Source organism: Pseudomonas sp. GL_103 (assembly GCF_057835175.1).
The window spans coordinates 4,095,950-4,122,232 of sequence record NZ_CM174420.1 but is presented as its reverse complement, the minus strand read 5'-3'; the positions used below and the strand labels follow the sequence as shown (position 1 = coordinate 4,122,232).

22 protein-coding genes are annotated in these 26,283 nt (G+C 58.9%); 5 read left to right on the top strand and 17 right to left on the bottom strand.

What is annotated here, in order from left to right; genetic code table 11:
- Nucleotides 1–6: 6 nt before the first annotated feature.
- The 5 genes from AC3IP0_RS18560 to AC3IP0_RS18540 all read left to right on the top strand — a co-directional run bounded on the left by AC3IP0_RS18560 (nt 7) and on the right by AC3IP0_RS18540 (nt 4,713).
- Nucleotides 7–807 carry a carbohydrate ABC transporter permease gene (locus AC3IP0_RS18560; RefSeq protein ID WP_046037828.1) on the top strand — a complete coding sequence of 267 codons (801 nt, stop codon included), beginning with the start codon at nt 7–9 and terminating at the stop codon, nt 805–807.
- A 10-nt stretch (nt 808–817) separates the two neighbouring features.
- Nucleotides 818–1,090 (top strand): DUF2160 domain-containing protein, encoded by a 273-nt coding sequence (locus AC3IP0_RS18555; RefSeq protein ID WP_095943787.1) that lies wholly within the window; start codon nt 818–820, stop codon nt 1,088–1,090.
- A 47-nt stretch (nt 1,091–1,137) separates the two neighbouring features.
- Nucleotides 1,138–2,880: an ABC transporter substrate-binding protein gene (locus AC3IP0_RS18550; RefSeq protein ID WP_150758930.1), complete on the top strand. Its 1,743-nt coding sequence runs from the start codon at nt 1,138–1,140 to the stop codon at nt 2,878–2,880.
- 238 nt (nt 2,881–3,118) lie between these two features.
- On the top strand, nt 3,119–3,634 hold the full coding sequence (locus AC3IP0_RS18545) for a hypothetical protein (RefSeq protein WP_489316498.1): 516 nt from the start codon (nt 3,119–3,121) through the stop codon (nt 3,632–3,634).
- A complete protein-coding gene (locus tag AC3IP0_RS18540) occupies nt 3,631–4,713 on the top strand; it encodes a polymorphic toxin type 44 domain-containing protein (protein ID WP_489316497.1) in 1,083 nt (360 codons plus the stop codon). Before AC3IP0_RS18545 ends, AC3IP0_RS18540 begins: the two co-directional genes overlap by 4 nt.
- A 1,597-nt stretch (nt 4,714–6,310) precedes the next feature.
- Here AC3IP0_RS18540 and nuoN read toward each other — a convergent pair.
- The 17 genes from nuoN to AC3IP0_RS18455 form a co-directional block, all read right to left on the bottom strand.
- Nucleotides 6,311–7,774 carry an NADH-quinone oxidoreductase subunit NuoN gene (gene nuoN, locus AC3IP0_RS18535; RefSeq protein WP_458371031.1) on the bottom strand — a complete coding sequence of 488 codons (1,464 nt, stop codon included), beginning with the start codon at nt 7,772–7,774 and terminating at the stop codon, nt 6,311–6,313.
- 7 nt (nt 7,775–7,781) lie between these two features.
- Nucleotides 7,782–9,314 (bottom strand): NADH-quinone oxidoreductase subunit M, encoded by a 1,533-nt coding sequence (gene nuoM, locus AC3IP0_RS18530; RefSeq protein ID WP_489325575.1) that lies wholly within the window; start codon nt 9,312–9,314, stop codon nt 7,782–7,784.
- A 39-nt stretch (nt 9,315–9,353) separates the two neighbouring features.
- Nucleotides 9,354–11,207: an NADH-quinone oxidoreductase subunit L gene (gene nuoL / locus AC3IP0_RS18525; RefSeq protein ID WP_489316494.1), complete on the bottom strand. Its 1,854-nt coding sequence runs from the start codon at nt 11,205–11,207 to the stop codon at nt 9,354–9,356.
- Nucleotides 11,204–11,512: an NADH-quinone oxidoreductase subunit NuoK gene (nuoK, locus tag AC3IP0_RS18520; RefSeq protein WP_007946416.1), complete on the bottom strand. Its 309-nt coding sequence runs from the start codon at nt 11,510–11,512 to the stop codon at nt 11,204–11,206. Before nuoK ends, nuoL begins: the two co-directional genes overlap by 4 nt.
- Nucleotides 11,513–11,514: 2 nt before the next feature.
- A complete protein-coding gene (nuoJ, locus tag AC3IP0_RS18515) occupies nt 11,515–12,018 on the bottom strand; it encodes an NADH-quinone oxidoreductase subunit J (RefSeq protein WP_489316493.1) in 504 nt (167 codons plus the stop codon).
- A gap of 9 nt (nt 12,019–12,027) precedes the next feature.
- The gene (nuoI, locus tag AC3IP0_RS18510; protein ID WP_489316492.1) at nt 12,028–12,573 is read right to left on the bottom strand and encodes an NADH-quinone oxidoreductase subunit NuoI; all 546 of its coding nucleotides are present in this window, start codon (nt 12,571–12,573) and stop codon (nt 12,028–12,030) included.
- Between the two features lie 12 nt (nt 12,574–12,585).
- Nucleotides 12,586–13,593, bottom strand: a complete 1,008-nt coding sequence (nuoH, locus tag AC3IP0_RS18505; RefSeq protein WP_150725932.1) for an NADH-quinone oxidoreductase subunit NuoH — start codon at nt 13,591–13,593, stop codon at nt 12,586–12,588.
- Nucleotides 13,590–16,304, bottom strand: a complete 2,715-nt coding sequence (gene nuoG / locus AC3IP0_RS18500) for an NADH-quinone oxidoreductase subunit NuoG (protein WP_489325573.1) — start codon at nt 16,302–16,304, stop codon at nt 13,590–13,592. The genes nuoH and nuoG overlap by 4 nt, the downstream gene beginning before the upstream one ends.
- A gap of 137 nt (nt 16,305–16,441) precedes the next feature.
- Nucleotides 16,442–17,797, bottom strand: coding sequence for an NADH-quinone oxidoreductase subunit NuoF (gene nuoF, locus AC3IP0_RS18495; protein WP_056723837.1), 1,356 nt, complete (start codon nt 17,795–17,797; stop codon nt 16,442–16,444).
- Nucleotides 17,794–18,291, bottom strand: coding sequence for an NADH-quinone oxidoreductase subunit NuoE (nuoE, locus tag AC3IP0_RS18490; protein ID WP_008053447.1), 498 nt, complete (start codon nt 18,289–18,291; stop codon nt 17,794–17,796). Before nuoE ends, nuoF begins: the two co-directional genes overlap by 4 nt.
- A gap of 2 nt (nt 18,292–18,293) precedes the next feature.
- Nucleotides 18,294–20,078: an NADH-quinone oxidoreductase subunit C/D gene (gene nuoC / locus AC3IP0_RS18485; protein WP_489325570.1), complete on the bottom strand. Its 1,785-nt coding sequence runs from the start codon at nt 20,076–20,078 to the stop codon at nt 18,294–18,296.
- Between the two features lie 73 nt (nt 20,079–20,151).
- Nucleotides 20,152–20,826 (bottom strand): NuoB/complex I 20 kDa subunit family protein, encoded by a 675-nt coding sequence (locus AC3IP0_RS18480; protein WP_046037844.1) that lies wholly within the window; start codon nt 20,824–20,826, stop codon nt 20,152–20,154.
- Between the two features lie 10 nt (nt 20,827–20,836).
- Nucleotides 20,837–21,250 carry an NADH-quinone oxidoreductase subunit A gene (locus AC3IP0_RS18475; protein WP_003223812.1) on the bottom strand — a complete coding sequence of 138 codons (414 nt, stop codon included), beginning with the start codon at nt 21,248–21,250 and terminating at the stop codon, nt 20,837–20,839.
- A 556-nt stretch (nt 21,251–21,806) separates the two neighbouring features.
- Nucleotides 21,807–23,132 carry an isocitrate lyase gene (aceA, locus tag AC3IP0_RS18470; protein ID WP_034146910.1) on the bottom strand — a complete coding sequence of 442 codons (1,326 nt, stop codon included), beginning with the start codon at nt 23,130–23,132 and terminating at the stop codon, nt 21,807–21,809.
- Between the two features lie 474 nt (nt 23,133–23,606).
- A complete protein-coding gene (locus AC3IP0_RS18465; protein ID WP_489316489.1) occupies nt 23,607–24,368 on the bottom strand; it encodes a secretin N-terminal domain-containing protein in 762 nt (253 codons plus the stop codon).
- 313 nt (nt 24,369–24,681) lie between these two features.
- Complete coding sequence (locus AC3IP0_RS18460) at nt 24,682–25,107, bottom strand: GNAT family N-acetyltransferase (protein ID WP_223453966.1); 426 nt, start codon at nt 25,105–25,107, stop codon at nt 24,682–24,684.
- Entirely contained in the window at nt 25,100–26,269 is a 1,170-nt protein-coding gene (locus tag AC3IP0_RS18455) for a ribosomal protein uL16 3-hydroxylase (RefSeq protein WP_489316488.1), read from the bottom strand. Before AC3IP0_RS18455 ends, AC3IP0_RS18460 begins: the two co-directional genes overlap by 8 nt.
- Between the last annotated feature and the right edge of the window lie 14 nt (nt 26,270–26,283).

The following is a 26,283-nucleotide window of genomic DNA, read 5'->3' as shown; positions in this document are numbered from 1 at the left end:
CCCGCCATGAGCAAGAGAAAGCTTGTTCCACTGCTGCTCTACATCCTGTTCCTGCTGGTGCCGATCTACTGGCTGCTGAACATGTCGTTCAAGAGCAACAGCGAAATCCTCGGCGGCCTGACACTGTTCCCCCAGGATTTCACCTTCCACAACTACAAGGTGATCTTCACCGACCCGAGCTGGTACACCGGTTACCTCAACTCGCTGTACTACGTGAGCCTGAACACGGTGATTTCCCTGAGTGTGGCGCTGCCGGCGGCCTATGCGTTTTCGCGCTACCGCTTCCTCGGCGACAAGCACCTGTTCTTCTGGCTGCTGACCAACCGCATGGCGCCGCCGGCGGTGTTCCTGCTGCCGTTCTTCCAGCTGTATTCCTCGATCGGCTTGTTCGATACCCACATCGCCGTGGCCCTGGCCCACTGCCTGTTCAACGTGCCGCTGGCGGTGTGGATTCTCGAAGGCTTCATGTCCGGCGTGCCCAAGGAAATCGACGAAACCGCCTACATCGATGGCTACAGTTTTCCCAAGTTCTTCGTGAAGATTTTCATCCCGCTGATCGGCTCCGGCATCGGTGTCACGGCGTTCTTCTGCTTCATGTTTTCCTGGGTCGAACTGCTGCTGGCGCGAACCCTCACCTCGGTCAACGCCAAACCGATCGCAGCCGTGATGACCCGCACCGTCTCGGCATCCGGTATCGACTGGGGCGTGCTGGCAGCGGCGGGGGTGTTGACCATCCTGCCGGGGATGCTGGTGATCTGGTTTGTTCGCAACCACGTGGCCAAGGGCTTTGCCCTGGGCCGGGTATGAGGAACTGATGATGGAATGGATGAGCTGGACCGTCCCCACGGCGGCATTCTTTAGCGTGATCGCCTTGATCCTGGTGGTCATGACCACTTGGGAATTACGTTCGCCGAGCATCCTTCGGCGTGGTTTTTTGCCGATTGCCACCACCCGTGGCGATCGGCTGTTCATCGGTCTTCTCGGCAGCGCCTACCTGCACTTGCTGGTAATCGGCGTCACCGACTGGAGCATCTGGGTCGCGTTCGCGATGTCCCTGGTGTGGCTGTTGGCTGTGATGCGTTGGGGCTAGTCGAATCGCTCGGCAATGTTGCTCCGAAACTTAAACAGGAGGTCTCTATGTTCGACAAAAACAATAAGCTGCGACATAGCATTTCATTGGCAGCCATGCTGGCACTCAGCGGTTTGAGCGCTTCGGCCTGGGCCGATGCCTATGAAGACGCCGCAAAGAAATGGATCGGCAGTGAATTCAAGCCATCCACCTTGACGGCCGATCAGCAACTCGAAGAGCTGAAGTGGTTCATCAAGGCGGCCGAGCCGTTTCGCGGGATGAGCATCAAAGTGGTGTCGGAAACCATCGCCACCCACGAGTATGAGTCCAAGGTGCTGGCCAAGGCCTTCACCGAGATCACCGGGATCAAGCTGACTCACGACCTGCTGCAGGAAGGCGACGTGGTGGAAAAGCTGCAGACCCAGATGCAATCGGACAAAAACATCTATGACGGCTGGGTCAACGACTCGGACCTGATCGGTACGCACTTCCGCTACGGCAAGACCGAATCGATCACTGACCTGATGGCCAACGAGGGCAAGAACTTCACCTCGCCGACCCTCGATATCAAGGACTTCATCGGCATCTCCTTCACCACCGCGCCGGACGGCAAGATATATCAATTGCCCGACCAGCAGTTTGCCAACCTGTACTGGTTCCGCGCCGACTGGTTCGAGCGCGCGGACCTGAAGGCCAAGTTCAAGGAAAAGTACGGCTACGAGTTGGGCGTACCGGTGAACTGGTCGGCCTATGAAGACATCGCCAAGTTCTTCAGCGAAGACGTCAAGGAAATCGACGGCAAGCGCGTCTACGGGCACATGGACTACGGCAAGAAAGACCCGTCGCTGGGTTGGCGTTTCACCGACGCCTGGTTCTCCATGGCCGGCGCTGGCGATAAAGGCATACCCAACGGCTTGCCGGTGGACGAGTGGGGTATCCGCGTCGAGGATTGTCATCCGGTCGGCTCCAGCGTGACCCGCGGTGGCGATACCAACGGCCCGGCAGCAGTGTATGCGACCACCAAGTACGTGGACTGGATGAAAAAATACGCGCCACCGGAAGCGGCGGGCATGACCTTCTCCGAATCAGGTCCCGTGCCGTCCCAGGGCAACATCGCCCAGCAGATCTTCTGGTACACCGCGTTTACCGCCGACATGACCAAACCGGGCTTGCCGGTGATGAATGCCGACGGCACGCCGAAATGGCGCATGGCGCCTTCGCCGAAAGGTCCATATTGGGAGGAGGGCATGAAACTCGGTTATCAGGACGCCGGCTCCTGGACGTTCATGAAATCCACGCCTGAGAAGCAGAAACTCGCGGCCTGGCTGTACGCGCAGTTCGTGACCTCGAAAACCGTGTCGCTGAAGAAAACCATCGTCGGCCTGACGCCGATCCGCGAATCGGACATCAACTCGCAAGCCATGACCGACCTGGCGCCTAAACTCGGTGGCCTGGTGGAGTTCTACCGCAGCCCGGCCCGCGTGCAATGGACCCCGACCGGGACCAACGTGCCTGATTATCCTCGCCTCGCGCAGTTGTGGTGGAGCCACATTGCCGAAGCCGCCAGCGGCGAGAAAACCCCGCAAGAGGCGCTGGACGGCCTGGCCAAGGATCAGGACGCAATCATGACCCGTCTGGAACGCTCGAAGGCACAAGCCACCTGCGCCCCGAAAATGAACCCCGAGCGCGATGCGCAATACTGGTTCGACCAACCGGGGGCACCGAAGCCGAAACTGGCGAACGAGAAGCCTAAGGGCGAGACCGTGAGCTACAGCGAACTGCTGAAATCGTGGGAGGCGGCGCGTAAGTAAAATGGGTGTAATTTGAAAGGCGAACGGCACCGGAAGGTGCCGTTTTTGTTTGTGTCGGGACCAAAAACGAACTCCCGCTTTTCTACATAAAACTCTATTGAAGGGCTGTTGTAGGAAAAGGATATTTTCATTTGGCGAAACTTCTGAATCATTCTTTTGACCCTGCCGTGAGGGTCGCGACGCTGATAGCGTCCGCCGCATTATTTTTGAACACCCTTCCAAAGCTAAGGATTTTGAAATGAATGCACCCTTGCACCCCTTGCACCCCTTGTACACCAACGATGTATCCCCAGAGTATCTACGCAGTCTGGACATCCCGCATTTCACTGAGCAGCAAATTGCGCAATTCGATGAGCAAGGCCGGACGGCTGTTTGTGAGCAGCAAGCTTACATTGACGCTCATCCCGCTATTGCCATCTACCTATGCGCAACGGAGGGGAGCCAAACCCGAATGGGTGGGGTGATCCAGCGAGGGACAGTGCCGCATGAGTTCGAACTGGAAAATGGTCGGTCAGTGCGCATCGCGCGCAAAGGCGATTACGTACTGTATGCCGATGGCAGTACGGCGCAGATCGTCACAGGCGCTGGGCAAGCCAACAGTGATGTGGCGCTGGTCGGCAGCTTGCTCAGCAATGGTGACGAGATCATCAATACGCCGCAAAGCGGATCTGTATTTGTGATGCGTGAAGGGGTGCCAATGGCCGAGGATTTTTTGCCATCTATCGCGCAGAGCAATGGAGAAACAAACCAATGAAGGAAGGACATTTCATCGGCTTGAATGACAAAACCTCCTGTGGTGGCAAAGTCCTGGATGGCGATACCCGGATCATGATGTATGGCATTGCCCATGCTCGCGATGGTGATCGAGTCACCTGTGGCCAGGACGGCAAGATTTACAAAATCGTCGGTGGCATTTCGCACATGATCAGTCATGGCAAAGCCATGGCGGGCACGCTGGATAGCCATAGTGGTTGCCCCTGTAAAGCCCGACTGATTCCTTCGGTGTTCACTGCGACCTATCAAAACGAGACACGCCCCGCGCCGCGTGCGACCAGCGGCGTCGGCTTACTGGCGCCCCAAACTGATAACAGGTTTGCATCGAGACAGCAGGTGGCTGATCCGAAACCTGCAACGAAGGCCACGGCCTTTCTCGTCGATCCAGCTTCCTGCAATCATCCGGACCGAATGGAAGAACTGGCTTGGTACATCGCCAACGAGATGAACCGCAACATCACGCACCCTTCGGTTCTGAAAATGAAGGAGCTGAACAGCTACAGCCCGGAGGCTGAAACAAATAAATATATGGAAATCCCGTTTTATCTGCGACTCGGCCATCAACCCAACTTCCACAGCATCGCCCTTGTCAAGCGAGCCGAGGCGTTTGCGCTGTGGACAGAGCGCGTTGGGCAGAATCGGCCTTGGGATCATAAGCCGAAGATAAAAGTTAATTTTGGGGGCGATGTTCGTCACAAGCAGGGAAAGTATGACTATTTTTACGATATTTGGTCGAATATTCATTACGGATATATAGGAATGGCTGCGGGTTTTTCGGAACAGGTGTTATTGGATGGTGCAGGTGCTGAGCAGATCATTTCCGACACGGTACGTAAGCTTCAAGATTGGGAAAATAGGCCCGGACCTCATCGCTCTGAGGACATAGAGGGATTAAGGGCGTGGGATGACATACCGGACAGGAAGTCCATTGCTATTGGCGTCAACCTCTTCATCACTTATTCAACCGGTGGAGTCAGCGCCAAGACTATTATGGATGAAGTGCTTGCGGGTGATCCGTCTGATTGGGGGAAAGGTATAAGTGTCCACAAATGCGGATAAAAGGTGCCGTTTTTATCTCAAGCGCAGACTGCTAACACTATTGCTACTGATATATCTTGTCTGGTATGTCGCTGTCCCGAGGGTCAAAGTCTATTTCTTAGAAGATGGAAGTGGTAAATTAGAATTTGTTCTAAATACTCAGAATGATATCTTTAGAGGGGAGATCTTTCCCGGCGAATCTACAGGAGGACCTGGTCATCTTTTTTCCGATGGTGATTTCTTTATGCGGCTTGACTGGACTGCCTCAAATAAAAGTCATTGTATAATGATAAATCCTAGCTGGCCGACGACCAATATCTACATTGCAGCAGATGGAACTCTCGACAAAAGCTCTAGCAGCGGAACAGATTTAGAGCAATTAGATAAATGCCCTTAGTCAGCGGGATGCGCAGTATTGGTTTGACCAGCCGGGTGCGCCGAAGCCGAAACTGGCGGACGAGAAGCCCAAAGGGGAGACCGTGAGCTACGCCGAAGTGCTGAAATCGTGGGAGGCGGCGCATAAACGGCTGAGGCTGTGAAAGGCGAACGGCACCGAAATGTGCCGTTTTATTGGCGGCTGTTTTATCGCCTTCGCGAGCAGGCTCGATCCCACAAGTAATTGAAGGCGCTCCCAGTTGCGTTTAAAAGAGAATCACTGTGCGATATTGGTATTTTGTCAAATTTTTCCAATGAGCAAGAGTCAATACTTATATAGTCCTATGTCCAAAAAACATAGAAATTAAATATAGAAACCAGCCAGTGCAAAGACTGTATATTATTGTTCTCATGTATACTTTTGAGTAAGGTCGGTTCTTGTGGTGTGCTATAGATATTGCTAACAAGCCTATTGATAACAAAGTCAGGATCAGTATGGGGATGATCATTTCCATTTTAGTGAATTCGTACCATACTACTGGGCTACCCTTCATGAGATAGGGGAATGCTATGTGCTGGTTATAAATTGATTTAGCTGAGATCAAGGTGAAAGTGAAAGCAGTCGTGCTGAGTATTAAAGTTAATCGCCAGCGTGGTGCTTTTTTTGTAATTATGGGGTGCGCTTTTTTTCTACACGAATAGCAATTTCCGTGTTTGATTCTGGATGCTCCTGTGTTGTTTGGCGCGTGGCAGCTGTTACATCTATTTGTTTTTGACTTCATTGATCAGTGTTGTCCATTCGTCATTATTTCAGCCAATCCACTAGCGTCCGAAGTGGTCGTACAGCTGTGGCGAGGGAGTTTGCTCTCGCCGTCCGGTCAGCGCTCGGGAGAAGTAGGCGCCAAAAACTTCAGTCTGCTGCTGTTTTCCGAGCACACCGGCCTCACCGGGATTGGGACTTCTGCGTAGTCCAGCGGAAGCGAGGTCCCTCGCCACAGACGTGTGTTGTTGACGCTCTTTGGCCGTGGACTCAAAGCCCTCGACCAACTCAGACATAACACTTCGCTTCATTGTCTACACCTGAAAGCCGGCCACTAGCTTAGAAGCAACTGCGCCGGTTGTATGTCAGTTGCATCCGGTCTCCTTGCAGGCACTTTCCGAGAAAGGGGAGAGCAATCCCCCAAACGCAAAAACGGCACCCGAAGGTGCCGTTTCTGTTTACTACCGAGAGTCGCTCAAGCGATCAACCCGCCAGGCCCGACTGTTGAACCAGGTTCAGCAGCGGTTGCGGATACAGGCCGAGGAAGAACGCCAGTACCGCGATGGCCAGCAGCATCACGCCGCCCGCACGTTGTTCCCAGTGCAGCTGTGCGTCGACGCGACGCAGGTTTGGCTCGATCAGGAACAGGGTGACCATGACGCGCAGGTAGTAGAAGACGCCGATGGCGCTGCCCAGTACCAGCGAACCGACCAGCCACCATTGGTGCGATTCGACACCGGTGGCGATGATGTAGAACTTGCCGATGAAGCCCGCGGTCAGCGGGATACCGGCCAGGGACAGCATCATCACGGTCAGTACGGCGGTCAGGTACGGACGGCGCCAGAACAGGCCGCGGTATTCGTACAGGGCGTCTGCGTCACGGCCTTTGTACGGCGAGGACATCAGGGTGATCACACCGAAAGCGCCGAGGCTGGTGATCACGTAGGTGACCAGGTACACGCCGATGGCTTCCACGGCCAGACCCTTGCTCGCCACCAGGGCGATCAGCAGGTAGCCGAAGTGGGCGATGGACGAGTAACCCAGCAGACGCTTGAGGTTGCTCTGGGTCAGGGCCAGCAGGTTACCGAACAGGATCGACGCGATGGCGATGATGGTCAGCACGTTGCTCAGCACGCCGCTGCTCGCCACTGGCGAGATCTGGAACAGTCGCACCATCACCGCGAACACAGCCACTTTGGAAGCGGTAGCCAGGAACGCTGCGACCGGCGCCGGAGCACCCTCGTAAACGTCCGGAGTCCATAGGTGGAAGGGTACCAGCGACAGCTTGAACGCCAGGCCGATCAGCATCATGCCCAGGCCCAATTGAGCCAGCGAGCTTGGCATGCCGGTGGCCGCCAGAGCCTGACCGATGCCGACGAAGCTCAGGGAGCCGGAGTCAGCGTAGAGCAAGGCCATACCGAACAACAGGAACGCGGAACCTGCCGCCGACAGCACCATGTACTTGATGCCGGCTTCCAGCGAACGCTTGTTGAAGAAGGCATAGGCCACCAGACCGTAGACCGGTACCGAGAGCAGTTCCAGACCGACGAACAACCCGGCCAGGTGCTGCGCGCTGACCAACACCAGGCCACCGGCAGCGGCCATCAGGATCAGCAGGTAAAGCTCTTCACGGTTGCCCGGGTAACCCGTGCCGCCATCGCCGAGGTAGGCGTGGGCGAGGGTTACACAAGCGAGGGTGGCGACCAGGATCAGCGCCATGTACAGGCAGGCGAACGAGTCGATCTGCAGCAACGGAGTCACAGCCAGGGGCGCGACTTTCAGGGCCGGCAGGATCGACAGCAGTGCCAGGTTCAGACCCGCCACCGACAGCAGGAAAGTCTGGGAGTGGTTGCGGCGCCAGGCAATCGCCAGCATCACCACGATGATCGTGGCGCTGGTAATCAACAGCGGCGCTAGCGCGATAAAGTGTTGAGTCGTGAATTCCATAGCGCTCTTACCGGGCCGAAGCGAGTTGAGTGAAGGCGGTGCCGATCCACTGCTGCACGCCATGCATCGTAGCGGCAGAGGTGTCGAGGAACGGTTGCGGGTAAACACCGATGTAGATCACCAACGCCGCAAGACCGGCTACCATGATCAGTTCGCGACCGTCCATGCCATGCAGCACCGCGTCCGATTTGGACGGGCCGAAGAAGGCACGGTGGATCATGATCAGCGAGTAGACCGAACCGAACACCAGGCCGGACGTCGCGATCACGGTGACCCAAGGAGCGCTGGCGAAGGTGCCGATCAGGATCAGGAACTCACCGACAAAGTTACCGGTCGCCGGCAAGCCCAGGGACGCGGCGGCGAAGAACAGGCTGAGGGCTGGCAGGTAAGCGATCTTCGACCACAGGCCACCCATTTCACGCATGTCGCGGGTGTGGGTGCGTTCGTACAACTGGCCGCTCAAGATAAAGAGTGCCGCGGCCGACAGGCCGTGCGCCAGCATCTGCATCACCGCGCCCTGCAGCGCCAGTTGGCTGCCGGAGTAGATGCCGATCAGAACGAAGCCCATGTGGGAAACGGACGAGAAGGCAATCAGACGCTTGATGTCAGTTTGCGCGAAGGCCAGGAATGCACCGTAGAAGATCCCGATCAGACCCAGGGTCATGGCGATCGGCGCAAACTCGGCCGAAGCATTCGGGAACAGCGGCAGGGCGAAACGCAGCAGACCGTACGCAGCAGTCTTCAGCAAGATACCGGCGAGGTCGACGGAACCTGCGGTCGGCGCCTGGGCGTGAGCGTCAGGCAGCCAGGAGTGGAACGGTACGACCGGCAACTTGACCGCGAAGGCGATGAAGAAACCGAGCATCAGGATGTACTCGGTGGTCAGCGACATCTTGGTTTTCAACAGATCGGCGTAGTTGAAGGTAATCACGCCGGTGTCGTTGAAGTTGACCAGAACCAGGCCCAGGATCGCCACCAGCATGATCAGGCCGGAAGCCTGAGTGAAGATGAAGAACTTGGTCGCCGCGTAGATCCGGGTTTTCTTGCCGTCCGAAGAACTGTGACCCCAGAGCGCGATGAGGAAGTACATCGGCACCAGCATCATTTCCCAGAAGAAGAAGAACATGAACAGGTCGAGGGCGAGGAACACGCCGACGACACCGCCCAGGATCCACATCAGGTTCAGGTGGAAGAAGCCCACGTGACGCTGGATCTCTTTCCACGAGCAGAGTACCGAGAGCACACCCAGCAAGCCGGTCAGCAGGATCATCAACAGCGACAGGCCGTCGAGGGCCAGGTGCACGTTGATGCCGAAGCGCTGGATCCAGACATGCTTGAACTCAAGCACCCAGGTCGGATCGGCGCCTGGCGCCGGGGCAAATGAATAGTCACCGTTGGCCCACAGCCAGAGGCCGAGGGAGAGCAGCAGGGACATGGTGATCAGCGCAATCCAGCGCGGGAGGGTGGCGCCGAAGCGCTCACCCATCCAGCACAGCAGGCCGCCGATGAAGGGGATCAGGATTAGCCAGGGCAGAATCATGACGGGCTCGTTTCCTTTCGCAAATTCGCAAGGTTCATATCAGACCGCTACCAGCACGACGGCGCCGATGACCAGCACGGCACCAGCAGCCATCGAGGCGGCATACCAACGCAGTTGACCGGTCTCGGTACGGCTCAGGGCGGTGTGACCGCCTTTGGCCATGCGCGGGATCAGACCGATGGTCTGGTCGAGCGGGTCTTTGCGCAGTACATGGATGATCGCAAGGTAAGGCTTGACGAATAGTTTGTCGTAGATCCAGTCGAAGCCCCAGGCAGCGAACCACCAGGCCGAAAGGAGGCGGCCGATACCGCTGTTGGCGACGGCAGTGACGAAGCGACGCTTGCCGAGGAACAGCAGCGCGGCCAGCAGGATACCGGCCAGGGCGATGGCGCCCGAAGCGATTTCCAGGCTGTGCTTGGCTTCGCCGCCAGCATGGCCGACGCTTTCCGGCAGTACGCCGTGCAGCGGTGGAACGATCATCGCGCCGATGGCGGTGGACAATACGATCAGCACCGACAGTGGCAGCCAGTGGGCAATGCCGTGACCGGCGTGGGCTTCGGTCTTCGCTTCACCGTGGAACGCGATGAAGATCAGGCGGAAGGTGTAGAGCGAAGTCATGAACGCGCCGACCAGACCTGCATAGAGCAGACCGTTGTTGCCGCTGGCGAACGCTTCCCAGAGGATTTCGTCCTTGGAGTAGAAGCCCGCAGTCACCAGAGGCAGGGCCGCCAGGGCCGCGCCGCCGACGATGAAGCTGGCGTAGGCCAGTGGCAGCTTCTTCCACAGACCGCCCATCTTGAAGATGTTCTGCTCGTGGTGGCAGGCAACGATCACCGAACCGGACGCAAGGAACAGCAGGGCCTTGAAGAAGGCGTGGGTCATCAGGTGGAAGATCGCGCCATCCCAGGCACCAACGCCCAGGGCCAGGAACATGTAGCCGATCTGGCTCATGGTCGAGTAGGCGAGGATACGCTTGATGTCGGTCTGAACCAGAGCCGCGAAGCCTGCGAGAACCAGGGTCACGCCTCCGACGATGCCGACCAGGTGCAGGATTTCCGGCGCCAGGGTGAACAGGCCGTGGGTACGGGCAATCAGGTAGACGCCAGCGGTTACCATGGTTGCGGCGTGGATCAGTGCCGAAACCGGAGTCGGGCCGGCCATCGCATCCGCCAGCCAGGTTTGCAGCGGCAGTTGTGCGGATTTACCGACAGCGCCGCCCAGCAGCATCAGGGTGGCCATGACCATCCAGAAGTCGCCGGACTGGAATTTCTGTGGAGCCAGCACCAGCAGCTCCTGAATGTTCAGCGTGCCCAGTTGGGCAAACAGAATGAACAGGCCGATGGCCATGAACACGTCGCCGATACGGGTCACGATGAAGGCCTTGAGTGCGGCGTTACCGTTGTTGCGGTTGCTGTAGTAGAAACCGATCAACAGGTACGAGCACAGGCCCACGCCTTCCCAGCCGAAGTACACGAACAGCAGGTTGTCGGCCAGGACCAGGAACAGCATGCTGGCGATAAACAGGTTGGTGTAGGCGAAGAACCGCGAATAGCCGTCTTCACCGCGCATGTACCAGGAGGCGAACAGGTGGATCAGGAAGCCCACGCCCACCACCACACCGAGCATGGTCACGGACAGACCATCTAGGTGCAGGGCGAAGTTCGGCGTGAAGCCTTCCACCGCCATCCATTGCCACAGTACCTGGGTGTAGTGACCACCCTCGGGTGGGGCGACGTTGAATTGCCAGATCACATAGGCCGCGACGATCGCCGACAGGCCAATGGAGCCGACGCCGATCAGCGCCGAGAGGTTTTCCGAGAGGCGTCCCCGGGAGAACGCCAGCAGCACAAAACCGATCAGGGGGAACAGGAAAGTCAGATAGAGAAGGTTCATCCGCGCATCTCACTGGCAGCGTCGATATCGAGCGTGTGGAAGCGGCGATACAGTTGCAGCAGGATCGCCAGGCCAATACTGGCCTCGGCGGCTGCCAGGCTGATCACCAGGATGAACATGATCTGTCCATCCGGCTGCGCCCAGCGGCTACCGGCAACGATGAACGCCAACGCGGAGGCATTCATCATGACCTCCAGGCTCATCAGCACGAAAAGGATGTTGCGGCGGACCATCAGGCCGACCAGACCGAGGCAGAACAGGATGCCGGCGACCGCCAGACCATGCTCCATGGGGATAGCAGGCATCGTCATTGCTCCTTGGCTTCGTTGCGGCCCAAGTGGAACGCCGTGACGGCTGCGGCGAGCAGCAGCATCGAGGCGAGTTCGACCACCAGCAGGTAAGGACCGAACAGGCTGATGCCCACGGCCTTGGCGTCTACGGTGGTGTGGCCGATGGCTTCACCGGTCTGGTGGGAGAACAGCACATACAGCAGTTCCACCAGCAGCAGCGCGGCGAGGAGGACCGGGCCGCCCCAGATACCGGGCTTGAGCCAGACGCGCTCTTGCTGAGCCGAGGCCGGGCCCAGGTTCAGCATCATCACCACGAACACGAACAGCACCATGATGGCGCCAGCGTAGGCGATCACTTCCAGGACACCGGCAAACGGTGCGCCGAGGGCGAAGAATGTCATCGCCACGGCGATCAGCGAAATGATCAGGTAGAGCAGGGCGTGCACAGGGTTGGTGTTGGTGATCACGCGAAGCGTGGACACCACAGCGATACCCGATGCGAAATAGAAAGCGAATTCCATCTTTCTTCCTTAAGGCAGCAAGCTCTTCACGTTGATCGGCTGGGCTTCGTTTTGCGCGGAGCCTTTCGGCTTACCGGCAATCGCCATACCTGCAACACGATAGAAGTTGTAATCAGGGTTTTTGCCGGGGCCGGAGATCAGCAGATCTTCTTTCTCGTAAACCAGGTCCTGACGTCTGAACTCGGCCATTTCGAAATCCGGCGTCAGCTGGATCGCGGTGGTCGGGCAAGCTTCCTCGCAGAGGCCGCAAAAGATGCAGCGCGAGAAGTTGATGCGAAAGAACTCCGGGTACCAGCGACCGTCTTCGGTTTCAGCTTTCTGCAGTGAGATGCAACCGACCGGGCATGCCACGGCGCACAGGTTGCACGCAACACAACGCTCTTCGCCGTCGGGATCACGGGTCAGGACGATACGCCCACGAAAGCGCGGCGGCAGGTACACCGCCTCTTCCGGATATTGCAGCGTGTCGCGCTTGCGGAAGGCATGGCTGAAGATCATCACCAGGCTGCGAAGCTGGGTGTAGAAGCCATGCACGATGTCAAATATGTACTTCATGATTCTCTATCCTCACTGAGCCGCGACGGCGGGCGTGTTGAGCAACACGATCGCAGCGGTCACCAGCATGTTGATGAGGGTCAGCGGCAGGCAGAACTTCCAGCTGAAATCCATCACTTGGTCATACCGTGGGCGCGGAATCGAGGCGCGCAGCAGGATGAAGAACATGATGAAGAACGCGGTTTTCAACGCGAACCAGATGAACGGGATCTGCGGCAGAATGCCGAACGGACCGTGCCAGCCACCGAAGAACAGGGTCACCAGCAGCGCCGAGATCAGCACGATGCCGATGTACTCGCCGACGAAGAACATGCCCCATTTCATGCCGGCGTATTCAATGTGGTAGCCGTCAGCCAGTTCCTGTTCCGCTTCCGGCTGGTCGAACGGGTGACGGTGAGTCACGGCCACGCCAGCGATGAAGAAGGTCAGGAAACCGAAGATCTGCGGAATGACGAACCACAGGTTCTGCGCTTGATATTCAACGATATCGCGCATGTTGAACGAGCCAACCTGGATCACGATGCCCATCAGCGACAGGCCCATGAACACTTCGTACGACACGGTCTGCGCCGAGGCACGCAAGCTGCCCAACAGGGCGAACTTGTTGTTGCTCGACCAGCCGGCGAACAGCACCGCGTAGACCGACAGGCCAGCCATGGCGAAGAAGAACAGGATGCCGATGTTGATGTCCGCGACACCCCAGGTCGGGGTGATCGGGATGATTGCGAAGGCAATCAGCAAGGCGCTCATGGCCACGACCGGCGCCAAAGTGAAGATCACTTTGTCGGCGAACGGCGGGGTCCAGTCTTCCTTGAAGAACATCTTGATCATGTCGGCGGCGATCTGGAACGCGCCGAACGGACCGACGCGGTTCGGACCGTAACGGTCCTGCCAGAGGGCGAGCAAACGACGCTCGACCCAGCTCAACAGGGCACCGCAAACCACCACGGCGAGCAGAATCACCACGGCCTTGAGGACCGCGATGATCACGTCGATCACTTCAGGAGTGAACAAGGTCATTGAGCTGCCTCCTGCAGACCGTCAACGGATTTGCCAAAGATCGCTGGCGGAATGCCGGCGATGCCCGCAGGCAATGCCACCAGACCAGCACCCAGCTCTTCGTTGATGCGCAGCGGCAGACGCAGGGTCTGGCCAGCCACGTTCAGGCTCAGCATGGCACCGTCATTGACACCCAGGCGGTCGGCTTCAGACTTGGCCAGTGCAACATAAGCAGCCGGAATGCGTTCCTGAACCGGAGCGGCTTTCGAAGAGTTCTCTTCGCTGCCGAACAGGTGGAAGAACGGCACGACCTGCCAGGTGCCCTGGGCCGGGTTGAACGCGCGTGGAACACTGGCGAACCAGTTCAGCGAATCACCGCTGCTTTCGATCAGACGGGTGCCCGGGTCGCCAGCGCGGATGTGGCCACCGACTTCGTCCTGGAACTTGTTCCAGGCTTGCGGCGAGTTCCAGCCCGGAGACCAGGCGAATGGCACTTGCTGACGCGGTTCGGCCGAGCCCGAGTAACCTTCCATGGAGAAGGCGAACGCGGTGTCCTTGTCCTGCGGGGTACGTGGCTCGTGCACGCTGATGTCGGCGCGCATGGCGGTACGACCGGAGTAACGCAGCGGTTCGCGGGCCAGTTTCATGCCCTTGATGCGGAACGCAGCGGACGGTGCGGCATCGACGATGCGGTTCAGGATCGAGGTGCTGGAAGCGACGGCGGCGGTGGCGTGGTCCAGTTGGGTCCAGTCAATCGGCTGGTTCAGCAGGGTTGCGCGCAGGGCGTGCAGCCAGCGCCAGCCTTCGTGAACCAGGATGCTCGCATCCATGTACTTCGGATCGAAGACCTGGAAGAAGCGCTGGGCGCGGCCTTCCTGGCTGACCAGGGTGCCGTCGCCTTCAGCGAAGCTGGCGGCTGGCAGAACCAGGTGCGCGCGATCGCTGGTGGCAGTCTTCTGATGGTCGGCGACGATCAGCACTTTCGCAGCGCTCAGGGCAGCATCGACACGGGCCTTGTCGGTACGGGTGTACAGATCGTTTTCCAGCACGACGATGGCGTCGGCTTTACCGTCGATCACCGCTTGCAGTGCGGCGTCGACCGATTCGCCACCGAGCATGGCCAGGCCGAGGCTGTTGGCCTCTGGCACGATCAGGCTGATGGAACCGTTCTTCTCGCGCAGCTTCAGAGCCTTGGCGATGTTCGCGGCGGCTTCGATCAGGGCTTTGGAGCCCAGGGAAGTACCGGCGATGATCAGTGGGCGCTTGGCCGCGAGCAGGGCGTCGGCGATGCGCTTGGCCAGTTCGAGCGCTTCAGCGTCCAGGCCTTCGACGGCTGGAGCGCTGGCGTCGAGGGCGTGAGCCACGGCGAAACCGATGCGGGCCAGGTCGTCCGGAGCGGCGTGCACGCACTCTTCGGCGATGTCGTCGAGTTTGGTTTCAGCCAGGCTGGCGATGAACAGCGGGTTCAGTGCGTGCTGACCGATGTTCTTCACGGCGGCGTCGAGCCAAGGCTGGACGCGCATGGCGTCGGCCATGTCTTCGGCCTTGCCCTTGACCGATTGACGCAGGGACAGGGCCATGCGCGCAGCAGTCTGGGTCAGGTCTTCACCGAGGACGAACACGGCGTCGTGGTCTTCGATGTCGCGCATGTTCGGCACTGGCAGCGGGCTGTCTTTGAGCACTTGCAGGACCAGGCGGATGCACTCCAGCTCGGCAGCTTCGATACCCGAGTAGAAGTGCTCGGCGCCCACCAGTTCGCGCAACGCGTAGTTGCTTTCGAGGCTGGCACGTGGCGAACCGATACCGACGATGTTGCGACCGCGCAGCAGGTCGGCGGCTTTATCCAGCGCTTCGTCGAGGCCCAGCTTGGTGCCATTGGCCAGCAGCGGCTGACGTGGACGGTCTTCGCGGTTGACGTAGCCATAGCCGAAACGGCCACGGTCGCACAGGAAGTACTGGTTCACCGAACCGTTGAAACGGTTTTCGATGCGACGCAGTTCGCCGTAACGTTCGCCCGGGGAGATGTTGCAACCGCTGGAGCAGCCATGGCAGATGCTCGGCGAGAACTGCATGTCCCACTTGCGGTTGTAGCGCTCGGAGTGAGTCTTGTCGGTGAACACGCCGGTCGGGCAGACCTCGGTGAGGTTGCCGGAGAACTCGCTTTCCAGGGTGCCGTCTTCAACGCGACCGAAGTACACGTTGTCGTGGGCGCCGTACACACCGAGGTCGGTGCCGCCGGCGTAGTCTTTATAGAAGCGCACGCAGCGGTAGCAAGCGATGCAGCGGTTCATCTCGTGGGAAATGAACGGGCCCAGTTGCTGGTTCTGGTGGGTACGCTTGGTGAAGCGGTAACGGCGCTCGTTGTGGCCGGTCATTACCGTCATGTCTTGCAGGTGGCAGTGACCGCCTTCTTCACAGACCGGGCAGTCGTGAGGGTGGTTGGTCATCAACCATTCGACAACACTGGCACGGAAGGCCTTGGATTCTTCATCTTCGATGGAGATCCAGGTGCCGTCGGTGGCAGGCGTCATGCAGGACATCACGATACGACCACGGGTGTCGTTCTCGTCGGTGTACTGCTTGACCGCGCACTGGCGGCAAGCGCCAACGCTGCCAAGGGCAGGGTGCCAGCAGAAATAAGGGATATCGAGGCCTAGCGACAGACATGCCTGTAACAGGTTGTCTGCCCCATCGACTTCGAGCTCTTTGCCGTCTACGTGGATAGTGGCCATGGTTCAAAGTTCTTCGTTGGCCCGGTGTCAGCGGGCGTGGCTAATGGAATCTTGTTATCCGCGTGAATCAACACAGCCGTTAAAGGCGTCATCACACGAAAAGCGAAGGGCACGGACCCTTCGCCTTTTTTAAGCGTTTACGCGCCGACTACGATCGGCCTTGCCAGAGGCGGGACGGCGGCGCTGACAGGCGCGATACCGGCTTCGAACTCTGGACGGAAGTATTTGATTGCGCTGCCCAACGGCTCCACGGCGCCCGGTGCGTGAGCACAGAAGGTCTTGCCTGGGCCGAGGAACCCGACCAGACCCAGCAGGGTCTCGATGTCGCCTGGCTGGCCTTCACCGTTCTCGATGGCCATCAGGAGCTTGACGCTCCATGGCAAGCCATCGCGGCACGGGGTGCAGAAGCCACAGGATTCGCGGGCGAAGAACTGCTCCATGTTGCGCAGCAGGGACACCATGTTGACGCTGTCGTCCACCGCCATGGCCAGGCCGGTACCCATACGGGTGCCCACTTTGGCGATGCCGCCGGCGTACATTTGTGCGTCCAGGTGTTCCGGCAACAGGAAGCCGGTACCGGCGCCGCCAGGCTGCCAGCACTTGAGCTTGTAACCGTCGCGCATGCCGCCGGCGTAGTCTTCGAACAGCTCGCGACCGGTGACGCCGAACGGCAGCTCCCACAGGCCCGGGTTCTTGACCTTGCCGGAGAAGCCCATGAGCTTGGTGCCCATGTCTTCGCTGCCTTCGCGAGCCAACGATTTGTACCAGTCCACGCCGTCGGCGATGATCGCCGGCACGTTGCACAGGGTCTCGACGTTGTTCACGCAAGTCGGCTTGCCCCACACGCCAACGGCGGCAGGGAAGGGCGGCTTGGAGCGCGGGTTGGCGCGGCGGCCTTCCAGGGAGTTGATCAGTGCGGTTTCTTCACCGCAGATGTAACGCCCGGCGCCGGTGTGGACGAACAGCTCGAAATCAAAACCCGAACCCAGGATGTTCTTGCCCAGCAGGCCCGCTGCCTTGGCTTCTTCCACGGCACGGTTCAAGTGCTTGGCGGCGGTGGTGTACTCGCCACGCAGGAAGATGTAGCCACGGTAGGTTTTCAGTGCGCGGGCACTGATCAGCATGCCTTCGATCAGCAGATGGGGCAGTTGCTCCATCAGCATGCGGTCTTTCCAGGTGTTGGGCTCCATTTCATCCGCGTTGCACAGCAGGTAGCGGATGTTGATGGACTCGTCCTTGGGCATCAGGCCCCACTTCACGCCAGTGGGGAAGCCTGCACCGCCGCGACCTTTAAGGCCGGAATCTTTCACGGTCTGGACGATATCGTCCTGGGCCATGTCGGCGAAGGCCTTGCGCGCAGCGGCGTAACCGTTCTTGGCCTGGTACTCGTCGAGCCATACGGCTTCGCCGTCGTCACGCAGACGCCAGGTCAGCGGGTGAGTCTCGGCCGAACGCTTGATGAGGTTGGCCGGACCGAAGGAAGTCAGGGTCATACGTAGCCCTCGAGCAATTTGGCAACGCCTGCTGGCTGCACATCACCGAAAGTGTCGTCGTCGATCATCAACGCCGGCGCCTTGTCGCAGTTGCCGAGGCAGCAGACCGGCAGCAGGGTGAAACGACCATCGGTGGTGGTCTGACCCAGGCCGATGCCCAGCTTGCTCTGGATTTCGCTGACCACGGACTCGTGGCCGCCGATGTAGCAGACCATGCTGTCGCAGACGCGGATGATGTGACGGCCCACTGGCTGACGGAAGATCTGGCTATAGAAAGTCGCCACGCCTTCAACGTCGCTGGCCGGGATACCGAGGATCTCGCCGATGGCGTACAAGGCGCCGTCCGGCACCCAGCCACGTTCCTTCTGGACGATCTTCAGGGCTTCGATCGACGCCGCGCGCGGGTCTTCGTAGTGATGCAACTCGTGCTCGATGGCCGAGCGCTCGGTTTCACTCAAGGTGAAACGGTCTGTCTGGATAAGCGTGCTGTTCATGCTTAGCGGTCCACGTCGGCCATAACGAAATCGATACTACCCAGGTACGCAATCAAGTCCGCGACCATGCTGCCTTTGATCACCGAAGGGATCTGCTGCAGGTGCGGGAAGCTTGGGGTGCGAATCCGGGTGCGGTAGCTCATGGTGCCGCCATCGCTCGTCAGGTAATAACTGTTGATGCCCTTGGTCGCTTCGATCATCTGGAAGGATTCGTTGGCCGGCATGACCGGGCCCCACGAAACTTGCAGGAAGTGCGTGATCAAGGTTTCGATGTGCTGCAGGGTGCGCTCTTTCGGCGGCGGCGTGGTCAGCGGGTGATCCGCCTTGTACGGGCCTTCCGGCATGTTGCGCATGCACTGGTCGATGATCTTGATGCTCTGGCGCATCTCTTCGACGCGCACGATGCAACGGTCGTAGGCATCGCCATTGGCGGCCAGAGGCACTTCGAACTCGAAGTTCTCGTAGCCGGAGTACGGGCGCGCCTTACGCAGGTCGAAATCGCAACCAGTGGCGCGCAGGCCGGAACCGGTGACGCCCCATTCCAGGGCCTCTTTGGTGTTGTAGTCGGCGACGCCGATGGTCCGGCCGCGGAGGATGCTGTTGTCCAGTGCGGCTTTCTGGTATTCGTCCAGACGCTTTGGCATCCACTCGACGAAATCCTTGACCAGTTTTTCCCAACCGCGCGGCAGGTCGTGGGCGACGCCACCGATGCGGTACCAGGCCGGGTGCAGACGGAAACCGGTAATGGCCTCGATCACCGTGTACGCCTTCTGGCGGTCGGTGAAGGTGAAGAACACCGGGGTCATGGCGCCGACGTCCTGGATGTAGGTACCCAGGAACAGCAGGTGGCTGGTGATCCGGAAGAACTCGGCCATCATGATGCGGATGACGTCGACCTTCTCCGGCACCTTGATCCCGGCCAGCTTCTCGACCGAGAGCACGTACGGCAGGTTGTTCATCACGCCGCCGAGGTAGTCGATACGGTCGGTGTACGGGATGAAGCTGTGCCAGGACTGACGCTCGGCCATCTTCTCGGCACCACGGTGGTGGTAACCGACGTCCGGTACGCAGTCGACGATCTCTTCACCGTCCAGCTGCAGGATGATGCGGAACGCACCGTGTGCGGACGGGTGGTTCGGGCCGAGGTTGAGGAACATGTAGTCCTCGTTCGGGCCGGAACGCTTCATGCCCCAGTCTTCAGGCTTGAAGCGCGCGGCTTCTTCCTCGAGCTGTTGCTTGGCCAGGGTCAGGCTGAACGGGTCGAACTCGGTGGCGCGGGCGGGGAAGTCCTTGCGCAGCGGGTGACCTTCCCAGGTCGGCGGCATCATGATGCGCGACAGATGCGGGTGGCCTTTGAAGTCGATGCCGAACATGTCCCAGACTTCACGCTCGTACCAGTTGGCGTTCGGCCAGATGCTGGTGACGGTCGGCAGGCTGAGGTCGCTCTCGGACAAGGCGACCTTGATCATTACGTCACTATTACGTTCGATCGACATCAAGTGATAGAACACGGAGAAGTCGACGCCGTTCGGCAGCCCTTGACGCTTGGTGCGCAGGCGCTCGTCCACGCCGTGCAGGTCATAGAGCATGACGTACGGCTTGGGCAGGTTACGCAGGAACGTCAGGACTTCGACGAGTTTGGCGCGGGCAACCCAAAGCACCGGCATGCCGGTGCGGGTTGGCTGGGCGGTGAACGCCTCCGGGCCAAAACGGTTGTTCAGTTCGACGACCACATCCTGGTCGTCTGCCTTGTAAGGCGGGATGTACAGAGCACTGCCTGTAGTCATGGTTATTTTATCGCTTTCGGTCAACGTAAAGAATGAAGCCAGGTTCTCGTTCTATTAAAGAAGCAGATCTGGATCAGACTTCGTCGGGGCTGCGCAGGTTGGTGACTGCGATTCGCTGTTCGCGGCGCTTTTCCTTCTCGGAAGGCATCTCGGCGCGGTACACGCCTTGATCTCCAACGACCCAGGAAAGCGGACGACGCTCCTGTCCAATCGACTCCTGCAACAGCATCAAGCCTTGCAGGAAAGCTTCAGGACGGGGCGGGCAGCCAGGCACGTAGACGTCCACAGGCAGGAACTTGTCCACCCCTTGAACGACGGAGTAGATGTCGTACATGCCACCGGAGTTGGCGCACGAACCCATGGAGATGACCCATTTAGGCTCGAGCATTTGCTCGTAGAGACGCTGAATGATCGGCGCCATCTTGATGAAGCAGGTACCGGCGATAACCATGAAATCCGCCTGGCGCGGCGATGCCCGGATAACCTCGGCGCCAAAGCGCGCGATGTCGTGGGGCGCCGTGAAGGCGGTGGTCATTTCCACGTAGCAGCACGAAAGACCGAAGTTATACGGCCACAGGGAGTTCTTGCGCCCCCAGTTGATCGTGCCGTTAAGCACGTCTTCGAGCTTGCCCATGAAAATGTTTTTGTGGACTTGATCTTCTAACGGATCGGAAACGGTTTCCCGCTGGCCAATCGGATACTGCTCGTTAGGAGCATCGGGGTCGATCCTGGTGAGATTGTATTGCATTGCCAAAGCCTCATTGTTTCAGCTTCGCTTGTCGCTTGCGCCGAGCTTCCGGAGCCCAGTCAAGGGCGCCCACTCGGAATAGGTAGACAAGGCCTGCCAACAGAATTGCTATGAAAACGAGAGCTTCGACGAATCCGGTCCAGCCGCTTTCGCGGACGGACACAGACCATGCAAAGAGAAAGAGGGCTTCGATATCGAAGATCACGAAGAGCATCGCGACCAGATAGAATTTGGCTGAGAGCCGCAAGCGGGCGCCACCTGTAGGTAGCATGCCGGACTCGAACGGTTCGTTTTTGCTGCGGCCCCAGGCTTTTGACCCAAGGAGGCTGGAGACGCCCAGCATGAAGGCACAGAGGCCGACGACGCCTAGAAGGAAAATGGCAAAGCCCCAGTTGTGGGCCATGAGTCCTGTCGCTTCGGGCATGCTGGTAATCCTTAACAGAGAGCAAAGGTCTCTGAGCTTGAAAAGAAACAAAAGCAGTGACGATATGTCGCAGCAATCAATCCCGCTGATTTTATGGCTAAACACCCGGCAAGTAAAATTCCTATAGCGAAATTTATTATAGGAATAAGGACATAGCGCGCTTCAAAACCCCCGCAGGCCTTGCGCCTTGGGCATTAGCCGGCATTTCGTCAATTATGTTTTGTAGGGAATGTAACGAACATTGTTGCCGCTAAATGATAATCAGTATTGTTTGTCTCGGTTTTTAAACTGCTTGTCCTTCGGGTGCTCGGGAAGTTGTCTTATATGGGCATTACTGCAAGTAGCGGCGGAGTGCGTTTTAGCGGATTTTTCTGACAGTCGTAGCGCTCTGGATCAATGATTTGCTACAAGCGCCACCACCTCCCACAGGGTTTTTCTGTGTTCATGAGAAAACACGCACAAAAAAACGCCCCGAACCAGTCGGGGCGTCAGATGTGCAGCGCTGCGGTTAGCTTTCTATTCGGCCCGCAGCGGCTGGTGTCTCAGGCGAAGCAGATCAGTGGAACTGTTCTTCTTCAGTCGAACCGGTCAGTGCGGTTACCGAGGACGAGCCACCCTGGATCACGGTGGTCATGTCGTCGAAGTAGCCGGTGCCCACTTCCTGCTGGTGCGCCACGAAGGTGTAACCCTTGGAAGCGTCAGCGAATTCCTGCTCTTGCAGCTTCACGTAGGCAGTCATGTCGTTGCGGGCGTAGTCGTGCGCCAGGTTGAACATGCTGTGCCACATGTTGTGAATGCCGGCCAGGGTGATGAACTGGTGCTTGTAGCCCATGGCGGACAGTTCGCGCTGGAACTTGGCGATGGTCGCGTCGTCCAGGTTTTTCTTCCAGTTGAAGGAAGGCGAGCAGTTGTACGACAGCAGTTGGTCCGGGTATTCCTTCTTGATCGCTTCAGCGAAGCGACGAGCCTCGTCCAGGTCTGGCTTGGCGGTTTCGCACCAGATCAGGTCGGCGTACGGAGCGTAGGCCAGGCCACGAGCGATGGCTTGATCCAGGCCAGCGCGAACCTTGTAGAAGCCTTCCTGGGTACGTTCGCCAGTCACGAATGGTTGGTCGTACGGGTCGCAGTCGGACGTCAGCAGGTCAGCGGCGTTAGCGTCGGTACGGGCCAGGATGATGGTCGGAGTACCGGCAACGTCAGCAGCCAGGCGAGCGGCGGTCAGCTTCTGTACGGCTTCCTGGGTAGGAACCAGTACCTTGCCGCCCATGTGGCCGCATTTCTTCACGGAAGCCAGTTGGTCTTCGAAGTGAACGCCGGCGGCGCCTGCTTCGATCATGCTCTTCATCAGCTCGTAAGCGTTCAGTACGCCGCCGAAACCGGCTTCAGCGTCAGCCACGATCGGTGCGAAGTAGTCGATGTAGCCGTCGTCGCCCGGGTTCTTGCCGGCTTTCCACTGGATCTGGTCGGCACGACGGAACGAGTTGTTGATGCGCTTGACCACGGTTGGAACCGAGTCCACCGGGTACAGCGACTGGTCCGGGTACATCGATTCGGCGGAGTTGTTGTCCGCAGCAACCTGCCAGCCCGACAGGTAGATCGCCTGGATACCGGCTTTGACTTGTTGTACAGCCTGGCCGCCGGTCAGGGCGCCCATGCAGTTGACGAAATCTTTCTCAGGACGGAAGGCTGGCTTGGCACCCTGGGTCACCAGGTTCCACAGCTTCTCGGCGCCCATTTTTGCAAAGGTGTGCTCAGGTTGAACCGAGCCACGCAGGCGGACGACGTCAGCAGCGGAGTAAGTGCGTGTCACGCCTTTCCAGCGCGGGTTTTCAGCCCAGTCTTTTTCGAGGGCTGCAATTTGCTGTTCGCGTGTCAGTGCCATGGGAGATAAACCTCGTCGCGTCTTTATGAAAAGTTGTTCTGCGGTGGAAAATTCCTGCGCTCGCTGACCAGAAGCTTAAGCGGTCAAGTCGGATTCGGCGGGGAGGGCGACGGGATGAACGATCGGCTCGAGGGGAAGTGAGCAGGTAAAGGCGAACTGCGGGCGCATTCGGGCGTCGTGGGCCTTGGTGCGAACATCAGTGTGGTGCCGGGTTACCTATTACGCTTCCGTCCCTCGGGACAACTTCGTTCCAGTCGACAACCTCGTCAAACACACCTTGTGGGCGGTACAGACACGAAGCGGTTCGCGGGGGTAGGTGCGAACATCGCCTCGAAGGCCCTTGCCAGGGCCTCTGATTAGCGGGAGCGAGGCCATCATGCCTTTGCTTTTTTGGCTCGTCAAACGTTTTGTAGTGCTTTTTTTCAGGCACTACATCTTTGGTCTAATACGACTCGTCAGTCAGTTTTTGGTGCTTTAGTCCAGGGTGTCGACTTTCACCCGCAATGTCATGTCGTTGCGGCTCTGGGTCGAGTAGCTGCGGGTCTGGCCCTGTTTGTCGGCCTGGGTCTGGCCGTTGACCCCGGCCAGCAGGATCCATTCACCGAGGTGGCCGGTGACGGTTGTGTCGGTACTTTGTACATTCACTACATCGGGGCGTTCCTGGCTCATGCGGTCACGGTTGGTACTGATCGACAGGTGAACGATGTCGCCGGTGACGTTTGCCGTGACGTAGAAACCCTGGGTGACGTTGCGGTATTCGGTCTGGCTGCGCAGGTCGCCGTAGGAATCGGTCTGCGAGCTGGTCAGCGGCACGCTCTGGCCGACCTGGATCAGCGCTGGCGCGCCTTCGCTGGCCTGCACTTGCTGGATGCCGCCGTCGCGGCTATCGGTGCTGTAGTTGATGATGCGGGTCTGGCTTGGCTTGGCGCCGTTCACCGAATAACCCTGGTCGCCCTGGAAGTTGTTGTCGCTGGTGTCGACGGTGATCAGCAGGCGCTTGGGAGCGGTGTCGAGTTGCGAAAGAAGGGCTTTAAGTTCGTCGATCTTGCGCTGATCGGCGTTGACGATGAGTTGATTGCCGTAGGCGCTGACCTGTCCGTCCTTACCGACGAAATCCTGCGCCACCGGCAGCAGGTCGGCGCTGGTGCGGTAGTTCAGGGGCACGATTTCGGTGGCTGCCATGACCGAAAAGCTGCAGGCCACCAGCAGGGTGCTGAGCAGGGTGCGTAGGGACATATCCGTTATCTCCGCCAAATAAACAAAGCCCGTAGGAGCTGCCGAAGGCTGCGATCTTTTGATCTTGCCCTTGGATTTTTATTGATAGTGCCACTTTGTCGGCCCGGGATGGGGCAAGTTGAATGGTAGACAGCAAAACGCCCCGGTATCCGAAGATAGCGGGGCGTTTTGCTGGTGTTCTTCAGGCCGCCATCGCGAGCAAGCTCGCTCCCACAGGGATCAATGGTGTTGCCAGAATCTTCAGCAACTCACAAATCTATTGTGGGAGCGAGCTTGCTCCGGGCGGCGTTCCGACGATGGAGGCACCTGGGTCTCAGGCCGAATGGCGAACCATGTCCACATGCGGAATCCCGGCTTCCAGGAACTCCTCACTGACCATGTGAAAGCCCAGGCGCTCATAGAACGCCGTGGCTTGGACCTGGGCGCTGAGCATCTGCTGCTTGAGTCCGCGCTCTTCGGCTTCACCGATTACCGCTTGCATCAGTGCATCGCCGACTTTCAGGCCGCGCCAGTCTCTGAGTACCGATACCCGGCCGACGTGGCCGTCGGGCAACAGGCGGGCGGTGCCAATCGGAAAGTCGCCTTCGTAAGCGAGGAAATGCACTGCATCAATGTCATCGGCGTCCCATTCCAGTTCTGGCGGAACGGATTGCTCGGCGACGAACACCGTCTCACGAATGCGCCGGATCTCGGCGTTGTCCTTCTGCCAGTCTGCGACACGTACGTGAATCTTATTCATCGGCAAACCCCAGGCTTCCTTGCTTGACCAGTTCGCACAGCAGGCCGCGACCGTCTTCGTCGCTCAGCCAGTCGCCAAGGTTGTCGACGTGCAGTGCGTCGGCGGCGCAGATCATCTTCAGCAGTTCGCGCAGTTTGCCCGGCAGATAACGGCTCTGGCCGCTGGCGAACAGCAGCAGGTCGTCATCGACTTCCGACCACGCCAGGCGCGCGCTCGGGTTGCGAACCAGGATCGCGCCTTGTTCCAGGGCGGACATGAAGTCCTCTTCTTCGACGTCTTCCGGGCCCACCACTAGTTCCGGGTAGCGTGGCTCGGTCATGAACTGGCCGAACCAGGTCAGCAGCAGGCGCTCGTCGCTCATGTGCTCGGCCAGCAGGCCTTTGAGGCGGTCGAGTGCGTCGCGCTGGATCTGGTGAGGATCGGCAGTCGGCAAGGCGTCGGCGTCGGTGTAGCGCTCTTCGTCCGACAGGAACTGGCTGAGGAAGTCAGTGAAGTGGGTCAGCACTTCGGCAGCGCTCGGTGCGCGGAAGCCGACCGAGTAGGTCATGCATTCATCAACGGCAACGCCGCAATGGGCCAGGCGCGGTGGCAGGTAGAGCATGTCGCCCGGTTCCAGCACCCATTCATCGGTGGCTTCGAATTCGGAGAGGATGCGCAGGTCGGCGTGGGCCAGCATCGGGCTCTCGGTGTTGCACATCTGGCCGATCTTCCAGTTGCGCTTGCCGTGGCCTTGCAGCAGGAACACGTCGTAGTTGTCGAAGTGCGGACCAACGCTGCCACCCGGCGCGGCGTAGCTGATCATCACATCGTCGATGCGCCAGCTCGGCAGAAAGCGGAAATTTTCCAGCAGTTCGCTGACTTCCGGGACGAACTGATCCACGGCTTGAACCAGCAGGGTCCAGTCAGTTTCAGGCAGCTTGCTGAATTCATCTTCGGCGAACGGGCCGCGACGCAGTTCCCATGGGCGCTCGCCATTCTCGATGATCAGGCGCGATTCGACTTCTTCTTCCAGCGCCAGGCCGGCCAGTTCGTCGGCGTCGATCGGGCTTTCGAAATCAGGAATTGCCTGACGGATCAACAGCGGCTTTTTCTGCCAGTAGTCGCGCAGGAATTCCCGTGCCGTGATGCCGCCCAGAAGTTGAAGAGGAATATCAGGATTCATGTGTAACCTATTGA